Source organism: Halomonas sp. EF61, assembly GCF_040147045.1.
Taxonomy (GTDB): Bacteria; Pseudomonadota; Gammaproteobacteria; order Pseudomonadales; family Halomonadaceae; genus Halomonas; species Halomonas litopenaei.
The window spans coordinates 746,571-759,557 of the sequence record NZ_JAMSHM010000002.1 but is presented as its reverse complement, the minus strand read 5'-3'; the positions used below and the strand labels follow the sequence as shown (position 1 = coordinate 759,557).

General features: G+C 64.5%; 11 protein-coding genes. 10 read left to right on the top strand and 1 reads right to left on the bottom strand.

Features of this window, described 5'->3' with window-relative positions; genetic code table 11:
* Positions 1–12 precede the first annotated feature (12 nt).
* The 9 genes from NFI08_RS12240 (at position 13) to NFI08_RS12200 (ending at position 10,554) form a co-directional block, all read left to right on the top strand.
* Positions 13–1,314 (top strand): TRAP transporter large permease, encoded by a 1,302-nt coding sequence (locus NFI08_RS12240; protein WP_231498473.1) that lies wholly within the window; start codon positions 13–15, stop codon positions 1,312–1,314.
* A gap of 410 nt (positions 1,315–1,724) precedes the next feature.
* On the top strand, positions 1,725–3,038 hold the full coding sequence (gene hisD / locus NFI08_RS12235) for a histidinol dehydrogenase (protein ID WP_108131471.1): 1,314 nt from the start codon (positions 1,725–1,727) through the stop codon (positions 3,036–3,038).
* A gap of 2 nt (positions 3,039–3,040) precedes the next feature.
* The gene (locus tag NFI08_RS12230; protein ID WP_349589645.1) at positions 3,041–3,802 is read left to right on the top strand and encodes an SDR family NAD(P)-dependent oxidoreductase; all 762 of its coding nucleotides are present in this window, start codon (positions 3,041–3,043) and stop codon (positions 3,800–3,802) included.
* 15 nt (positions 3,803–3,817) lie between these two features.
* The gene (locus tag NFI08_RS12225) at positions 3,818–4,804 is read left to right on the top strand and encodes an alcohol dehydrogenase catalytic domain-containing protein (RefSeq protein WP_349589642.1); all 987 of its coding nucleotides are present in this window, start codon (positions 3,818–3,820) and stop codon (positions 4,802–4,804) included.
* Between the two features lie 507 nt (positions 4,805–5,311).
* Entirely contained in the window at positions 5,312–6,883 is a 1,572-nt protein-coding gene (locus NFI08_RS12220; protein ID WP_108449794.1) for a Re/Si-specific NAD(P)(+) transhydrogenase subunit alpha, read from the top strand.
* A gap of 16 nt (positions 6,884–6,899) precedes the next feature.
* The gene (locus NFI08_RS12215; protein ID WP_045991814.1) at positions 6,900–8,342 is read left to right on the top strand and encodes an NAD(P)(+) transhydrogenase (Re/Si-specific) subunit beta; all 1,443 of its coding nucleotides are present in this window, start codon (positions 6,900–6,902) and stop codon (positions 8,340–8,342) included.
* Positions 8,343–8,587: 245 nt separating this feature from the next.
* Entirely contained in the window at positions 8,588–9,658 is a 1,071-nt protein-coding gene (locus tag NFI08_RS12210; RefSeq protein ID WP_045991813.1) for an NAD(P)H-dependent glycerol-3-phosphate dehydrogenase, read from the top strand.
* Positions 9,648–10,136, top strand: a complete 489-nt coding sequence (gene sixA, locus NFI08_RS12205; RefSeq protein WP_108449793.1) for a phosphohistidine phosphatase SixA — start codon at positions 9,648–9,650, stop codon at positions 10,134–10,136. Before NFI08_RS12210 ends, sixA begins: the two co-directional genes overlap by 11 nt.
* A 103-nt stretch (positions 10,137–10,239) precedes the next feature.
* A complete protein-coding gene (locus NFI08_RS12200; RefSeq protein ID WP_108449792.1) occupies positions 10,240–10,554 on the top strand; it encodes an antibiotic biosynthesis monooxygenase family protein in 315 nt (104 codons plus the stop codon).
* Between the two features lies 1 nt (position 10,555).
* Here NFI08_RS12200 and NFI08_RS12195 read toward each other — a convergent pair whose 3' ends face one another.
* Positions 10,556–11,518 carry an AEC family transporter gene (locus NFI08_RS12195; protein ID WP_108449791.1) on the bottom strand — a complete coding sequence of 321 codons (963 nt, stop codon included), beginning with the start codon at positions 11,516–11,518 and terminating at the stop codon, positions 10,556–10,558.
* 234 nt (positions 11,519–11,752) lie between these two features.
* Here NFI08_RS12195 and kdgD point away from each other — a divergent pair, with 234 nt between their 5' ends.
* The gene (gene kdgD / locus NFI08_RS12190; RefSeq protein WP_108449790.1) at positions 11,753–12,670 is read left to right on the top strand and encodes a 5-dehydro-4-deoxyglucarate dehydratase; all 918 of its coding nucleotides are present in this window, start codon (positions 11,753–11,755) and stop codon (positions 12,668–12,670) included.
* The last annotated feature ends 317 nt before the right edge of the window (positions 12,671–12,987 follow it).

Here is a 12,987-nt window from a genome sequence, read left to right as displayed (position 1 = left end):
GTCATGGAATTCATGGAACTTCAACAGGCCGCGGCCTCCCTGGACTGGACCTTCTACGCGCCGCTGGCGGCGCTGATCGTGATGATCCTGGTCGGGGTGCCGGTGTGGGTCGCCATCGGTCTCGGCACCCTGGGCATGCTGACCTTTACCGAGACCTTGCCGCTGTCGGTGTTCGGCGAGTCGCTGTTCGAGGGCATCAACGCCTTTGCGCTGATCGCGGTGCCGCTGTTTATCCTGACCGGCGATGCCCTGGTGCGCTCCGGGCTTTCCGGCAAGTTGCTGGATGTGGCCGAGGCCAGCGTCGGCGGGCTCAAGACCGGCCTTGGCAGCTCGACGACGCTGGGCTGCGGCTTCTTTGCCTGCATCTCCGGTTCGGACGCGGCGGGTGCCGCGGCGGTGGGGCGCATGACCATTCCCCGGCTGGTGGAGCGCGGCTATCCGTTGCCGGCGGCCTGTGCGCTGGTGGCCTCCGGTGCCTGCACCGGCATCCTGATCCCGCCGTCGATCGCCTATATCGTGATGGGCCTGGTGCTGGGCATGTCTGCCTCGACGCTGTTTCTGGCGGCGGCGATCCCCGGGGTGATGGTGATGATCTCGGTCATGGCCACCAATATGGTGCTCAATCGCATCTACGGCTTCGAAGGCGATCGCGAGCGTTTCTCCTGGCGACGCTGGATCGACACCGTATGGGACGCCCGCTGGGCGCTGTTCGTACCGGTGGTGATCCTGGGCGGCATCTACACCGGCATCTTCACTCCTACCGAGGCGGCATCGGTGGCCGTGGTGGTGGTGGTCATCATCGGCCTGCGCCAGGGGCGCCTGACGCTGGGTGACATTCCGCGCATGCTGGAGAGCTCGGCGCGGGTTTGCGGCGTCATCGTGCCGATCATCGCGGTGTCCCTGCCGCTGGCGCAGAGCCTGGCCAGCCTCGATATCCCCCAGACCCTGGTCAGCGGAATCAGCGGTGTCACCGACGCCCCCTGGCTGATGATCCTGATGATGATCGGCATTCTGGTGCTGGCTGGCTGCGTGATGGAAACCACCCCCAACATCGTCATCCTGGCGCCGCTGCTGCTGCCACTGGCGCTGGAGGCGGGGATGAACGAGTTCCACTTCGCGATCCTGATGGTCACCACCCTGGGCCTGGGCTTCATCACGCCACCGCTGGGACTCAACCTGTTCGTGGTGTCCGGCTTGACCCGCTGTTCGGTGCTGTCGATCGCTCGCTACGCGCTGCCGTTCGTGCTGGGGATGCTGATCGTGGTGTTGATGATCGCTTATTTGCCTTGGTTGTCGACCTGGGCGATAGGGTAGGGCTCGTCTGAAAAGTGCCTGCGCTCGGTAATACGGCGTTAAAAATCGGATCAAAATGCTCATTTACACCCCGTAAACTGCGCTTTCTCACCGATTTTTGCCTTGTCTAACCTTCGCTCGTCGACTTTTCGGACTGAGCCCAGGGAGAGGTTGGGGGAGAGCTGTCTTCCCCCTTTTTTCAACGTATTTGTAAGCGCTTACAAAAGTGTGGGCGTAAAGATACGAAGCGAGGGCAAGGGCGACGCTAGGCGACTGGCTGGCCCACGCCTCGCCAGAGCAACACTCACCAAAACAACGACGCCGTCGGCGCTTCACGGCCGAGTCGACGGCACACCCTAGGCACTGCGCATGCTCAAGACTCAAGCATGTGTGGCGACCGATACCGGCCGATGACCTCAAGGAGACTCAACATGGCGATTCACTACTACAAGCAAGCCGACAAGAATGCCTCCAGCAACGACACTCAGACCCATGAAGTCGTCTCGCGCATGCTCGCCGAGATCGAGGCCGGGGGGGAGGCCAAGGCGCGGGAGTACTGTCGCGAACTCGACGGCTGGGAAGGCGACGTCATCGTCAGCCGTGACCAGATCGAGGCGGCCAGGGAGAAGGTTCCCGAGCAGCTCAAGCAGGATATCCACTTCGCCTATGAGCGCGTCAGCCGGTTTGCCGCCGCCCAGCGCGACAGCATCCAGGGCTTCGAGACCGAGCTGTCGCCGGGCCTGTTCGCCGGGCAGAAGCTGATCCCGATGGAGACCGCCGGTTGCTACGTGCCCGGTGGCCGCTACGCGCATATTGCCTCGGCGATCATGAGTGTGGCCACCGCCAAGGTGGCCGGGGTCAAGAACGTGGTGGCCTGTTCGGTGCCGCGGGACGAGAACGGCATCCACCCGGCCATCCTGTATGCGATGGATCTCGCCGGTGCCGACGTCATCCTGCAGATGGGCGGGGTTCAGGGCATCGCCTCCATGGCCTTTGGACTGTTCACCGGCAAGCCTGCCGACATTCTGGTCGGCCCGGGCAACCGCTTCGTCGCCGAGTCCAAGCGTCAGTTGTTCGGACGCTGCGGCATCGACATGTTCGCCGGGCCCACCGAGATCGGCATCATCGCCGATCACAGCGCCGATCCCGATATCGTGGTCGAGGACCTGGTCGGCCAGGCCGAGCACGGCCCGGATTCGCCGGCCTGGCTGTTCACCACCTCGCGCGAATTGGCCGAAGCGGTGGATCAGCGCATCCAGGCGCGTATCGATGACCTGCCGGAAACCCAGCGCAAGGCCGCCGACGCCGCCTGGCGCGATTACGGCGAGATCATCGTCTGCGATACCCGGGAGGAAGCCGTCGAGGTCAGCGATCGTTATGCCTCCGAACATCTGGAACTGCAGGTGGAGGATCTGGACTGGTGGATGGAGCGCCTCAACAGCTACGGCTCGCTGTTCGTCGGCGAGGAAGCCTCGGTGGCGTTCGGCGACAAGTGTTCGGGCACCAATCACATCCTCCCGACCAAGGGGGCGGCGCGTTACACCGGCGGGCTGTGCGCCCAGAAGTTCCTCAAGATCGTGACCTACCAGCGCCAGAGCCGCGAGGCCACCCGTACCGTAGCCGCCACCGCCGCCAGGCTGTCGCGCTGCGAGGGCATGGAAGGCCATGCCCGTACCGGCGATATCCGTCTGGCCAAGTACTATCCGGATGAGCGCTTTGTGCTGGCGGTGGAAGAGGACGTATGACCATGCGTCCCGATTTTAACCTCGACGGACGGGTGGCGCTGGTCACCGGGGGCAGCAGCGGGCTGGGTCTTGCCATCGGCGAGGCACTGGCGGCGAGCGGCGCCCGGGTGGTGCTGGCCGCCAGGCGTCAGGACGCGCTGGATGCGGGAGTGGAGCGGATTCGGAGCATGGGCGGCCAGGCGGCCGCCCTCAGCGCCGACCTGGCCGACGCCAGGGGCCTCGAAGAGGTGGCACATCGCGCCACCGAGGCGTTTGGCGATCCCCAGATTGTGGTCAACGCCGCCGGGGTGAACCTGCGCCAGCCGGCAGAAGAGGTCGATCTGGCCTCGTGGGAGCTGACCCTGCAACTCCACCTGGGCACGCCGTTTTTTTTGTCACGGGCGCTGGTGCCGGGGATGCGCGCGGCGGGCTACGGTCGCATCATCAACCTGGCCTCGCTGCAGTCCAGTCGTGCCTTTCCCGACAGCGCCCCCTACGGGGCCGGCAAGGGTGGCATCGCCCAGCTGACCCGCGCCATGGCCGAGGCCTGGTCGCGCCACGGTATCAACGCCAATGCGCTGGCGCCGGGATTCTTTCCTACCGAGCTGACCTCACCGGTGTTCGACGATGCGGCCAGGTCCGAGGCGCTGGCGCGCCAGACCGCCATCGGCCGTAACGGAAGGCTTGAGGATATCGCGGGACCGGCGGTATTCCTGGCGTCCCCGGCTTCGGCCTACGTCACCGGCCAGATCCTTCACGTCGATGGCGGCTTTACCGCCAAGTGATTCAGGAGACTCACCATGCAAGCCTTGTTTTACGTCGGTCGCGAGCAGATGGAGATGCGTGGCACCGAACCCGAGCCGCTCAAGCCGGGAGAGTCGCGGGTGCAGGTGGAGGCCACCGGCATCTGCGGTTCCGACCTGCATGCCTACCATGGCCATGATCCCCGGCGGGTGCCGCCGATGATCCTGGGCCACGAGGCCGCGGGTCTGGTGGTCGAGGGCGCCTGGAAGGGCAAGCGGGTCACCATGAACCCGCTGATCGTCTGCGGCCACTGCGAGTACTGCCAGGCCGGGCGCCAGAATCTATGCGAGAACCGCAGCATGATCGGCATGAATCGCCCCGGCAGCTTCGCCGAGACGGTCAACATCGCCGATCACAGCCTGATCGAGCTGCCACAGACGCTTAGCGCCGAGGTCGCCGCCATGACCGAGCCGGTGGCGACTGCAGTGCATGGTATTCACCGCCTGGAGCGGGTGCTCGATCGCCCGCTGGCGGAGTCCCGGGTGCTGGTGATCGGTGCCGGCGCCATCGGCCTGATGACCGCCTTGATCCTGCGCCAGCGCGGGGTGCGCTCGCTGCGTATCGCCGATCTCAACCCGCTGCGCCGGGAGGCGGCGTTCAGGGTCGGGCTCGAGGCCTTCGACCCGCGCGAAGCGCCGCCCCGGGCCGACTCGGTGGAAGCGGTGTTCGACTGTGTGGGGGCTGGCCCCACGCGCAAGATGGCGGTGGCCTCGGCTCGTCCTGGTGGCGCCATCATGCACCTTGGCCTGCAGGACAATGATGGGGTTACCGATACCCGCGCCATTACCTTGAAGGAGCTGAGTTTTCTTGGTGCCTACACCTACAGCTTCGGTGATCTTCGCGCTGCCGTCGCACTGCTCGACGCCGGTGCGCTGGGGGAGCTGTCCTGGGTCGAGAAGCGGCCTCTGGCCGAGGGGCCGGCCGCCTTCGAGGAGCTGGCAAGCGGGCGCAGCGCTGCCGCCAAGGTCATTCTGTATCCGTAAGGGCCGCGTTGGCACCGAGCAGTGCTCTGAACAGGCGATGTCGAGTGGACGCGCTGTGCGTCGCCTGTTGTTTCAGCAGCGCTTTCACCAGCGCTATCCGTCATCCTTTCAGCTATCTTTTCGTCCATCCTGTCGGCAATGCGGCGCAGATGGTCGGCGTTTTTTCTGAGCGAATATGTTGCTGGGTGAGCGCTTGTTCAGGCTCGAAAGGGAGGTTGTTGGCAGTCACAAATCCGCGTTGTTTCTCGTCAGAGGTTGCCATCAGGGTGTGATCACGCCGCCAGGCCGGTCACGCCGGGCCTGGGAGGCTCGGAAGGGCATAAGGTTACACCCCGCTTCGTGTCGGTTCTCTTAATGGATTCAGGTGGTTGCTTTCACATTGCAGTGCACAAATTACTGGCGATCCCCTCTTGTGCAGACTAGCCACAAGAGGTAACACTGGTAGGAATGACAACAAGAAACCATAACAAGCAATCGTAATAACGTTGGCCACATGGGAGATCCATCGTGAAGATAGGAGCACCAAGGGAACGGCATAAGGGCGAGGCGCGTGTCGCGCTGACGCCCGAGAGCGCCGGACACATTCAGAAGCTGGGTCACGAGTGCCTGATCGAGACGGGCGCAGGTGAGCTTGCCGGCTTTACCGACGCCGCCTATGAAGAGGCCGGTGTCACTATCGTCGACAGCATGGAGGCGGTATTCGAGCAGGCCGACGTGGTCGTCAAGGTGCGCGAGCCACAGAAGGAAGAGTCCGACCTGCTGCGCCAGGGCCAGACCCTGATCAGCTTCTTCTGGCCGGCCCAGAACGAGGAGATGCTCGAGACCTGCAAGGACAAGGGTGCCAGCGTCGTCGCCATGGACATGGTGCCGCGGATTTCCCGCGCCCAGAAGATGGATGCGCTGTCCTCCACCGCCAACATCGCCGGCTATCGCGCGGTGATCGAGGCAGGCAACCAGTTCGGGCGCTTCTTCACCGGTCAGGTCACCGCCGCGGGCAAGGTGCCGCCGGCCAAGGTGCTGATCATCGGTGCCGGCGTCGCCGGTCTTGCCGCCATCGGCACCGCCACCAGCCTCGGTGCGGTGGTGCGTGCCTTCGACGTGCGCCCCGAGGTTTCCGAGCAGATCGAGTCCATGGGCGCCGAATTCCTGTTCCTCGATTTCGAGGACTCCCAGGACGGCTCCGAAAGCGGTGGCTATGCGGCGCCCTCCAGCCCCGAGTTCCGCGAAAAGCAGCTCGAGCTGTTCCGTCAGCAGGCCCCCGAGGTGGATATCGTCATCACCACCGCCCTGATCCCCGGACGCCCGGCTCCCAAGCTGTGGCTCGAGGACATGGTCAAGGCGATGAAGCCGGGCTCTGTGGTGGTCGACCTGGCCGCCGAGAAGGGCGGCAACTGCGACCTGACCAAGCCTGATGAGCGCGTGGTCACCGACAACGGCGTCATCGTGGTCGGCTATACCGACTTCCCGTCGCGCATGGCCACCCAGTCGTCGCTGCTGTACTCGACCAATATCCGTCACATGCTGACCGATCTGACGCCGGAGAAGGACGGCAAGATCGTTCACGACATGGAAGACGACGTGATCCGTGGCGCTACCGTCACCCACCAGGGTGAGGTCACCTTTCCGCCGCCTCCGCCCAAGGTCAAGGCCATCGCCGCGGCCAAGCCGAAGCCCAAGGAGAAGGAGCCGACACCGGAGGAGCGCAAGGCTGCCGAACACGCTGCCTTCGTGAAGCAGACCAAGAGCCAGGTCACCATGCTGGCGGTCGGCGGCATCGTCATGGGGCTGCTCGGTCTGGTGGCCCCTGCATCCTTCATGCAGCACCTTATCGTCTTCGCGCTGGCCTGCTTCGTCGGTTTTCAGGTCATCTGGAACGTCAGTCACTCTCTGCACACGCCGCTGATGGCGGTGACCAATGCGATTTCCGGGATCATCATCCTCGGTGCCGTGCTCCAGGTGGGCTCGGGCAGCTGGTTGGTCGCCTTGCTGGCGGGCATCTCGGTGCTGATCGCTTCCATCAACGTCGTGGGTGGCTTCCTGGTGACACGCCGGATGCTGGCCATGTTCCAGAAGTCCTGAACCGCGGAGAGACGAAATGCTAGGACAACAATTCGTAACCGCCGCGGCGATCGCGGCGAGTGTGCTGTTCATCCTCTCGCTGGGGGGACTGAGCAATCAGGAAAAGGCCAAGCGCGCGGTGTGGTACGGCATCGTCGGTATGGGCCTGGCGGTGTTCTCCGTCATGCTCGGCCCGAACATCGGCAACTACTGGCTGATGATCCCCTTGATGATCGTCGGTGCCGTGGTCGGCACCATGGTGGCGAAGCGGGTCGAGATGACCCAGATGCCGCAGCTGGTGGCGGCGCTGCACTCCTTCGTCGGTCTGGCGGCGGTGTTCGTCGGCTGGAACGCCGAGATGGAACGTGCCCGGGTGCTGGCGCTGAAGGCGGCCGGTGAGTCCCTCGACGGCCTGTCGGCGTTCGCCGCTACTCTGGCCTACAAGACACCTGCCGAGCTGACCTTCCTGCAGGTCGAGGTGGTGCTGGGCGTGTTCATCGGTGCGGTGACCTTCACCGGCTCGGTGATCGCCTTCGGCAAGCTGGCCGGCAAGATCGACGGCAAGCCGAAGAAGTACCCCGGCGGTCATGCCCTGAACGCCGGTGCGGCGATTCTCTCGCTGGTGCTGGCCATCGCCTACCTCAACGGTGCCGGCTTCTGGACCCTGTTGCTGATCGCGCTGCTCGCCTTCTTCATCGGCTGGCACCTGATCCTCGGCATCGGCGGCGCCGACATGCCGGTGGTGGTGTCGATGCTAAACAGCTACTCGGGCTGGGCCGCGGCCGCTATCGGCTTCACCCTGTCCAATGACCTGCTGATCGTTACCGGTGCGCTGGTGGGCTCCTCCGGTGCCATCCTGTCGTACATCATGTGCAAGGCGATGAACCGCAACTTCGTCAGCGTCATCCTCGGTGGCTTCGGCGGTACCCAGGGGCCGGCCCAGGAGATCGAGGGCGAGCAGGTGTCGATCGACGCCGGTGGCGTCAGCAGCGCCCTCAACGACGCCGACAGCGTGATTATCGTGCCGGGTTATGGCATGGCGGTGGCCCAGGCCCAGAACGCGGTCAGCGAACTGGTGCGCAAGCTGCGCTCCGCCGGCAAGGAGGTGCGCTTCGGCATCCACCCGGTGGCGGGTCGTCTACCGGGCCACATGAACGTGCTGCTGGCCGAGGCCAAGGTACCCTACGATATCGTGCTGGAGATGGATGAGATCAATGATGACTTCGCTTCCACCGACGTGGTCATCATCATCGGCTCCAACGACATCGTGAACCCGGCCGCCCAGGAAGACCCCAACAGCCCCATCGCCGGCATGCCGGTGCTCAAGGTGTGGGAGTCCAAGCAGGTGTTCGTGTGCAAGCGTGGTCAGGGAACCGGCTACTCGGGCATTGAGAACCCGCTGTTCTTCAAGGAGAACACCCGGATGTTCTACGGCGATGCTCGGGCCAGTATCGATTCGCTGATTCCGCTGATCGACTGAACTGAGCCGCGTGTAGTTCAGGGCTCCTCTTTAGAGGGGCCCGAAGACGCCCCTCCTTGTAGGGGCCCGAAGACGCCCCTCTTCACAGGGGCCCGAAGACGCCCCTCTTTTAGGGCGCAAATAAACGCCCCTTTCGAGGGGCGTTGCTCGTTGTGGCACCAGGTCAGTCAAAGTGGCGACGAGATCCCTCGTCGTGACGTCAGATTCGGTACAATCCACCAAGACTCATCGACTGCGGAGCAAGCATGACCGACATGGACACCAGGGTGGCGGTGCTGGGGGGCGGGAGCTTCGGCACCGCTCTGGCCAGCATCGCCGCCGATAACGGCTTCCACGTGCGCCAATGGCTCAGGGACGGCGCGCTGGTGGAAAGCATCAATCGTGATCATCGCAATCCGCGCTACTTGCCCGACTACGCCATCAACCCCAGGGTCGAGGCGTCCACCGAACTCGAGTGGGTGCTCGAGGAGGCCATCCTGGTGCTGGTGGCGATTCCCTCCAAGGCCTTCGCCGAGGTGGTGCGCCAGGCACGTCCCTGGCTCAAGCCCGAGCAGATTCTGGTCAGCACCACCAAGGGTATCCAGGAGGATGGCTTCAAGCTGATGAGCCAGATCCTCGAGGACGAGACGGGGTTTGCCCACGTGGGCGTGCTGTCCGGGCCCAACCTGGCCTCCGAGGTGGCCCAGAAGCAGCTCACCGCCACGGTGATCGCCAGCCACGACGCCGAGACGCGATCGCGGGTGCAGGCGGCGCTGGGCTGTGACTATTTCCGCGTCTACGCCAGCAATGACCGCTACGGGGTCGAGCTTGGCGGTGCGCTCAAGAACATCTACGCCATCGCCGCCGGCATGGCAGCGGCGCTGGGCATGGGCGAGAATACCCGCAGCATGCTGATGACCCGTGCGCTGGCCGAGATGAGCCGCTTCGCCGTATCCCAGGGCGCCAATCCGATGACCTTCCTGGGGCTGGCCGGCGTCGGCGACCTGATCGTGACCTGCTCGTCGGAACTGTCGCGCAACTATCGCGTCGGCTTCGCGATGGGCAAGGGTCAGAGCCTGGACGAGGCGGTGGCGTCTCTCGGCCAGGTGGCCGAAGGGGTCAATACCGTCAAGCTGGTGCGCGACAAGGCCGATGCCGAAGGCGTCTACATGCCGTTGGCGGAAGGGCTCTATCAGGTGTTGTTTCGCGGCGTGCCGGCCCGTGACATGGCCAAGCTGCTGATGCGCGGCGAGCAGAGCAGCGACGTCGAGTTCGTACTCCCCCGCGAGGACGTCAAGCAGGACCGGCGACAGACGGAGGCCAAGAATGGCGGATAGACTCTGGATCATGCGTCACGGCGAGGCCACTCCAGGCTTTCCCGACGAGGCGCGCAGGCTGACCACCCGCGGCGAGGAGGAAGCTCGCGCCATGGGCCGCTGGCTGGCGAGTCGTGACGACATCGACTGGGGCCGGCTCAAGGTGCTGGCCAGTCCCTACGTGCGTGCTCAGCAGACCGCCGCCCTGGTGCTGGAAGCACTGCCGGACGAGGTGAGTCTCGATACCCTGGACATCATCACCCCCGACGATTCCCCCGAGGCCGTGGTGGACTGGCTGACGCTGGAAAGTGACGAGGGTCCGCTGCTGCTGGTCAGCCATATGCCGCTGGTCGCGGCCCTGACCGGGCTGCTGGCGGAGGGCAGGGCAGGGGCCGGGGTGGGCTTTGTCACCGCGGCTATCGCCGAACTGGAAGCCGACGTCAGAGCCGCTGGTTGTGCGCGGCTGGTGGGCATGACCACGCCATCGTCACTTCGCTGACCCTGACCGCAGTGGTTGGCGTGGTGCGAGCGACGTGTCTGACATATTTCGCACTCGATAGAACGGGCCCGTCACTGGCGGGCTTTCACCTGAAGGGACGCCCATGAGCTTTTTCGTCAACAACCGCATCTTCGTCAATCCGGGCTTCGAGGACGAGTTCGAAGAGCGCTTTCGCCGTCGCGCCGGAGAGATCGACAAGCAGCCGGGCTTTGTCGCCATGCGTGTGCTGAGGCCGCTGGGCAACCAGGCGCCCTACGTGGTGGAGACCCAGTGGGAGAGCCAGTCGGCGTTTCGTGCCTGGGTCGGCAGCGACGACTTCAAGCGTGCCCACGCCAACCCGCTGCCGGCAGAGGCCACCCGCGAGGGCGGCGGTATCGAGCAGTTCGAGGTGGTCGAGGGGACTGAAGCCAAGGGCTGAACTAGATGAGCCCGTTGAGCCGCAGGGCGAAGACCCCCACCGTCACGCTGATGCTGGCCACCAGGGTGGTGAGGGCGATGATATTGGCCGTCAGAATTTCATCGCCGCCCATGGCCTTGGCCATCACAAAGGCCGCCGCCGCGGTGGGGCTTGCGAAGAACAGAAACAGCACGCCCAGCTCGGCACCACGAAAGCCAAGCCCCAGCGCCGCCAGGGTGGCCACCAGCGGGATCACCACCATCTTGGCGAGGCTTGCGCTGACGGCGGTGCGATAGCTGGTCTTGAGCGCCCGGGTGGAGATGGTGGCGCCGATGCAGATCAGCGCCAGCGGCAGGGTCAAGGAGGCAAAGTAGTCACCGGTGGTCTCGATCCACTCGGGCAGACTGACCTGCAGCGCCGCCAGGGGGGTGGCGACCACCACCGCCAGGATCAGCGGATTGGTCAGGATATGGCGGAAGATGCTGTTCCAGTCGATGGCCTTGCGCCGGCCGTCCTCGTCCAGTTGGTATGCCGCCAGCACCACCACCGACAGCACGTTGTAGCAGAGAATTACCACCCCCAGCAGCAGACTCCCCAGCGATAGCCCTACCTCGCCGTACATGCCGTGGGCGAGTGCCAGGCCGACCACTCCGCAGTTGCCGCGAAAGGCGCCCTGTACATAGACCCCGCGCTGGTGACGCTTGACCCGAAGCGCAGCGTAGCCCCAGGCGAGCACGAAGCTTGCAATGGTGGCCAGTGCGAAGAAGGCCAGCATCCAGGGGTTCAGGGTGCGTTCCAGATCGGCGCGGATCAGGCTGAGAAAGAGCATGGCCGGCAGGGTGGCGCGAAACACCAGTCGCGACGCCGTATTGACGAAGGCCTGGTCGATCCAGCCGAGTCGCTTGAGCGCAAGGCCGATAAACACCATGGCAAACACCGGCAGGCTGATGTTGAGCGTCGACAGGAAGACATCGATCAATGACATGGGCGCGTCCTTGGGCCTCCAGGGAGAGGGTGTCGGATGGCCCCGGGGGCCCGCTTCGAGTCTCTCGTCGGCATTGCGGCGGGTGAAACAGGAGTGTGAACTTTGGTCTAAAGTTACCACAGGGGCTATTGTCAGTCAGCGTCCCGACGTCTAGCTTATGCTTTGTATGATGTATGACATGGCGGGAATCGAAACCCTCATGTCCGTTCACGACGAAGACAGGAGGACGTTTCGGTGAAATTTTCCCATGCCCAGGTCAAGCAGGCGATCAGCGATGGACTGCTGTCGTTTCCGGTCACGGACTTCGACGCCGAAGGACGTTTCGACGCCGAGAGCTATCGCGCGCGTCTCGAGTGGTTCATCAGCCACAAGATTTCGGCGGTGTTCGTCGCCGGTGGCACCGGCGAGTTCTTCAGCCTGTCGCTGGAGGAATTCCGTGCGATCGTCCGTCTGGCCGTGGAAGTCGTCGATGGTAAGCTGCCGGTGATCGCCAGCGCCGGTCTGAGCGTGGCCACCGGTTCCGAGTTCGCCCGCATCGCCGAGGAAGAGGGCGCCGACGGTATCCTGCTGATGCCGCCTTACCTGACAGAGTGTCCCCAGGACGGCCTGGTGGAATACGCCAGCCGGATCTGCCAGTCCACCAGCGTCAGCGTGATCTACTACAACCGTGGCAACGGCGTGCTCAACGCTCAGTCCGCCAAGCGGCTGGCCGACGCCAACCCCAACCTGGTGGGGCTAAAGGACGGCAAGGGCGACATGCAGGCGCTCAACCGCGTGATCAAGACCGTCGGCGACCGACTGGCCTACGTCGGGGGCGTGCCCACCGCCGAGATCATCGCCGAGGCTTACCTGGCGGTGGGCGTAAACACCTACTCCAGCGCGGTGTTCAACTTCGTGCCGGACATGGCGGTGACCTTCTACAAGGCCCTGCGTGCCGGTGACAGCGACACCGTGCGCAAGATCTCCCGCGAGTTCTTCCTGCCCTTTGTCGCCCTGCGCGACCACAAGGCAGGCTACGCCGTCAGCCTGATCAAGGCCGGCACCGACCTGATTGGCCGTCCGTCCGGCGCGGTGCGTGCCCCACTGGAAATGCCAAGCGATGATGAGCGCAAGCAGCTCGAGCAGTTGATCGAGCGCGCCCGTTCCTTCTGATTCCTGACGTTCGATGCTGGCGCTGCCGCGTCGACAGTCCCTGAAGCTAACCCTTCGCCAGGGAGGGACGCCAGGACGTCGGGGGAGGGCACGAGAGGTGGCGCGGCAGGGCTTGGCTCATAACGCACGCCATCATCACTTTTCAGCGAGACAGGGTCGGCAAGTCAGCGGCAGTGAGACGGGGTCAGGGAGAGATATCAGCGCGCCAGCCAGAGTCCGATGACCACCGCCACGGCCACGGTGGTGAAGAACAGACGGTTGCGCAGGCGGGTATCGCGGGCGGGTTTACGGGACACGCGTTGCTCCTTGGTAGCGGG

Bases quoted from the DNA above. Each gene is read 5' to 3' on its own strand.
- NFI08_RS12240 (WP_231498473.1), top strand. From the start codon at position 13: ATGGAACTTCAACAGGCCGCGGCCTCCCTGGACTGGACCTTCTACGCG.
- hisD (WP_108131471.1), top strand. From the start codon at position 1,725: ATGGCGATTCACTACTACAAGCAAGCCGACAAGAATGCCTCCAGCAAC.
- NFI08_RS12230 (WP_349589645.1), top strand. From the start codon at position 3,041: ATGCGTCCCGATTTTAACCTCGACGGACGGGTGGCGCTGGTCACCGGG.
- NFI08_RS12225 (WP_349589642.1), top strand. From the start codon at position 3,818: ATGCAAGCCTTGTTTTACGTCGGTCGCGAGCAGATGGAGATGCGTGGC.
- NFI08_RS12215 (WP_045991814.1), top strand. From the start codon at position 6,900: ATGCTAGGACAACAATTCGTAACCGCCGCGGCGATCGCGGCGAGTGTG.
- NFI08_RS12210 (WP_045991813.1), top strand. From the start codon at position 8,588: ATGACCGACATGGACACCAGGGTGGCGGTGCTGGGGGGCGGGAGCTTC.
- sixA (WP_108449793.1), top strand. From the start codon at position 9,648: ATGGCGGATAGACTCTGGATCATGCGTCACGGCGAGGCCACTCCAGGC.
- NFI08_RS12200 (WP_108449792.1), top strand. From the start codon at position 10,240: ATGAGCTTTTTCGTCAACAACCGCATCTTCGTCAATCCGGGCTTCGAG.
- NFI08_RS12195 (WP_108449791.1), bottom strand. From the start codon at position 11,518: ATGTCATTGATCGATGTCTTCCTGTCGACGCTCAACATCAGCCTGCCG.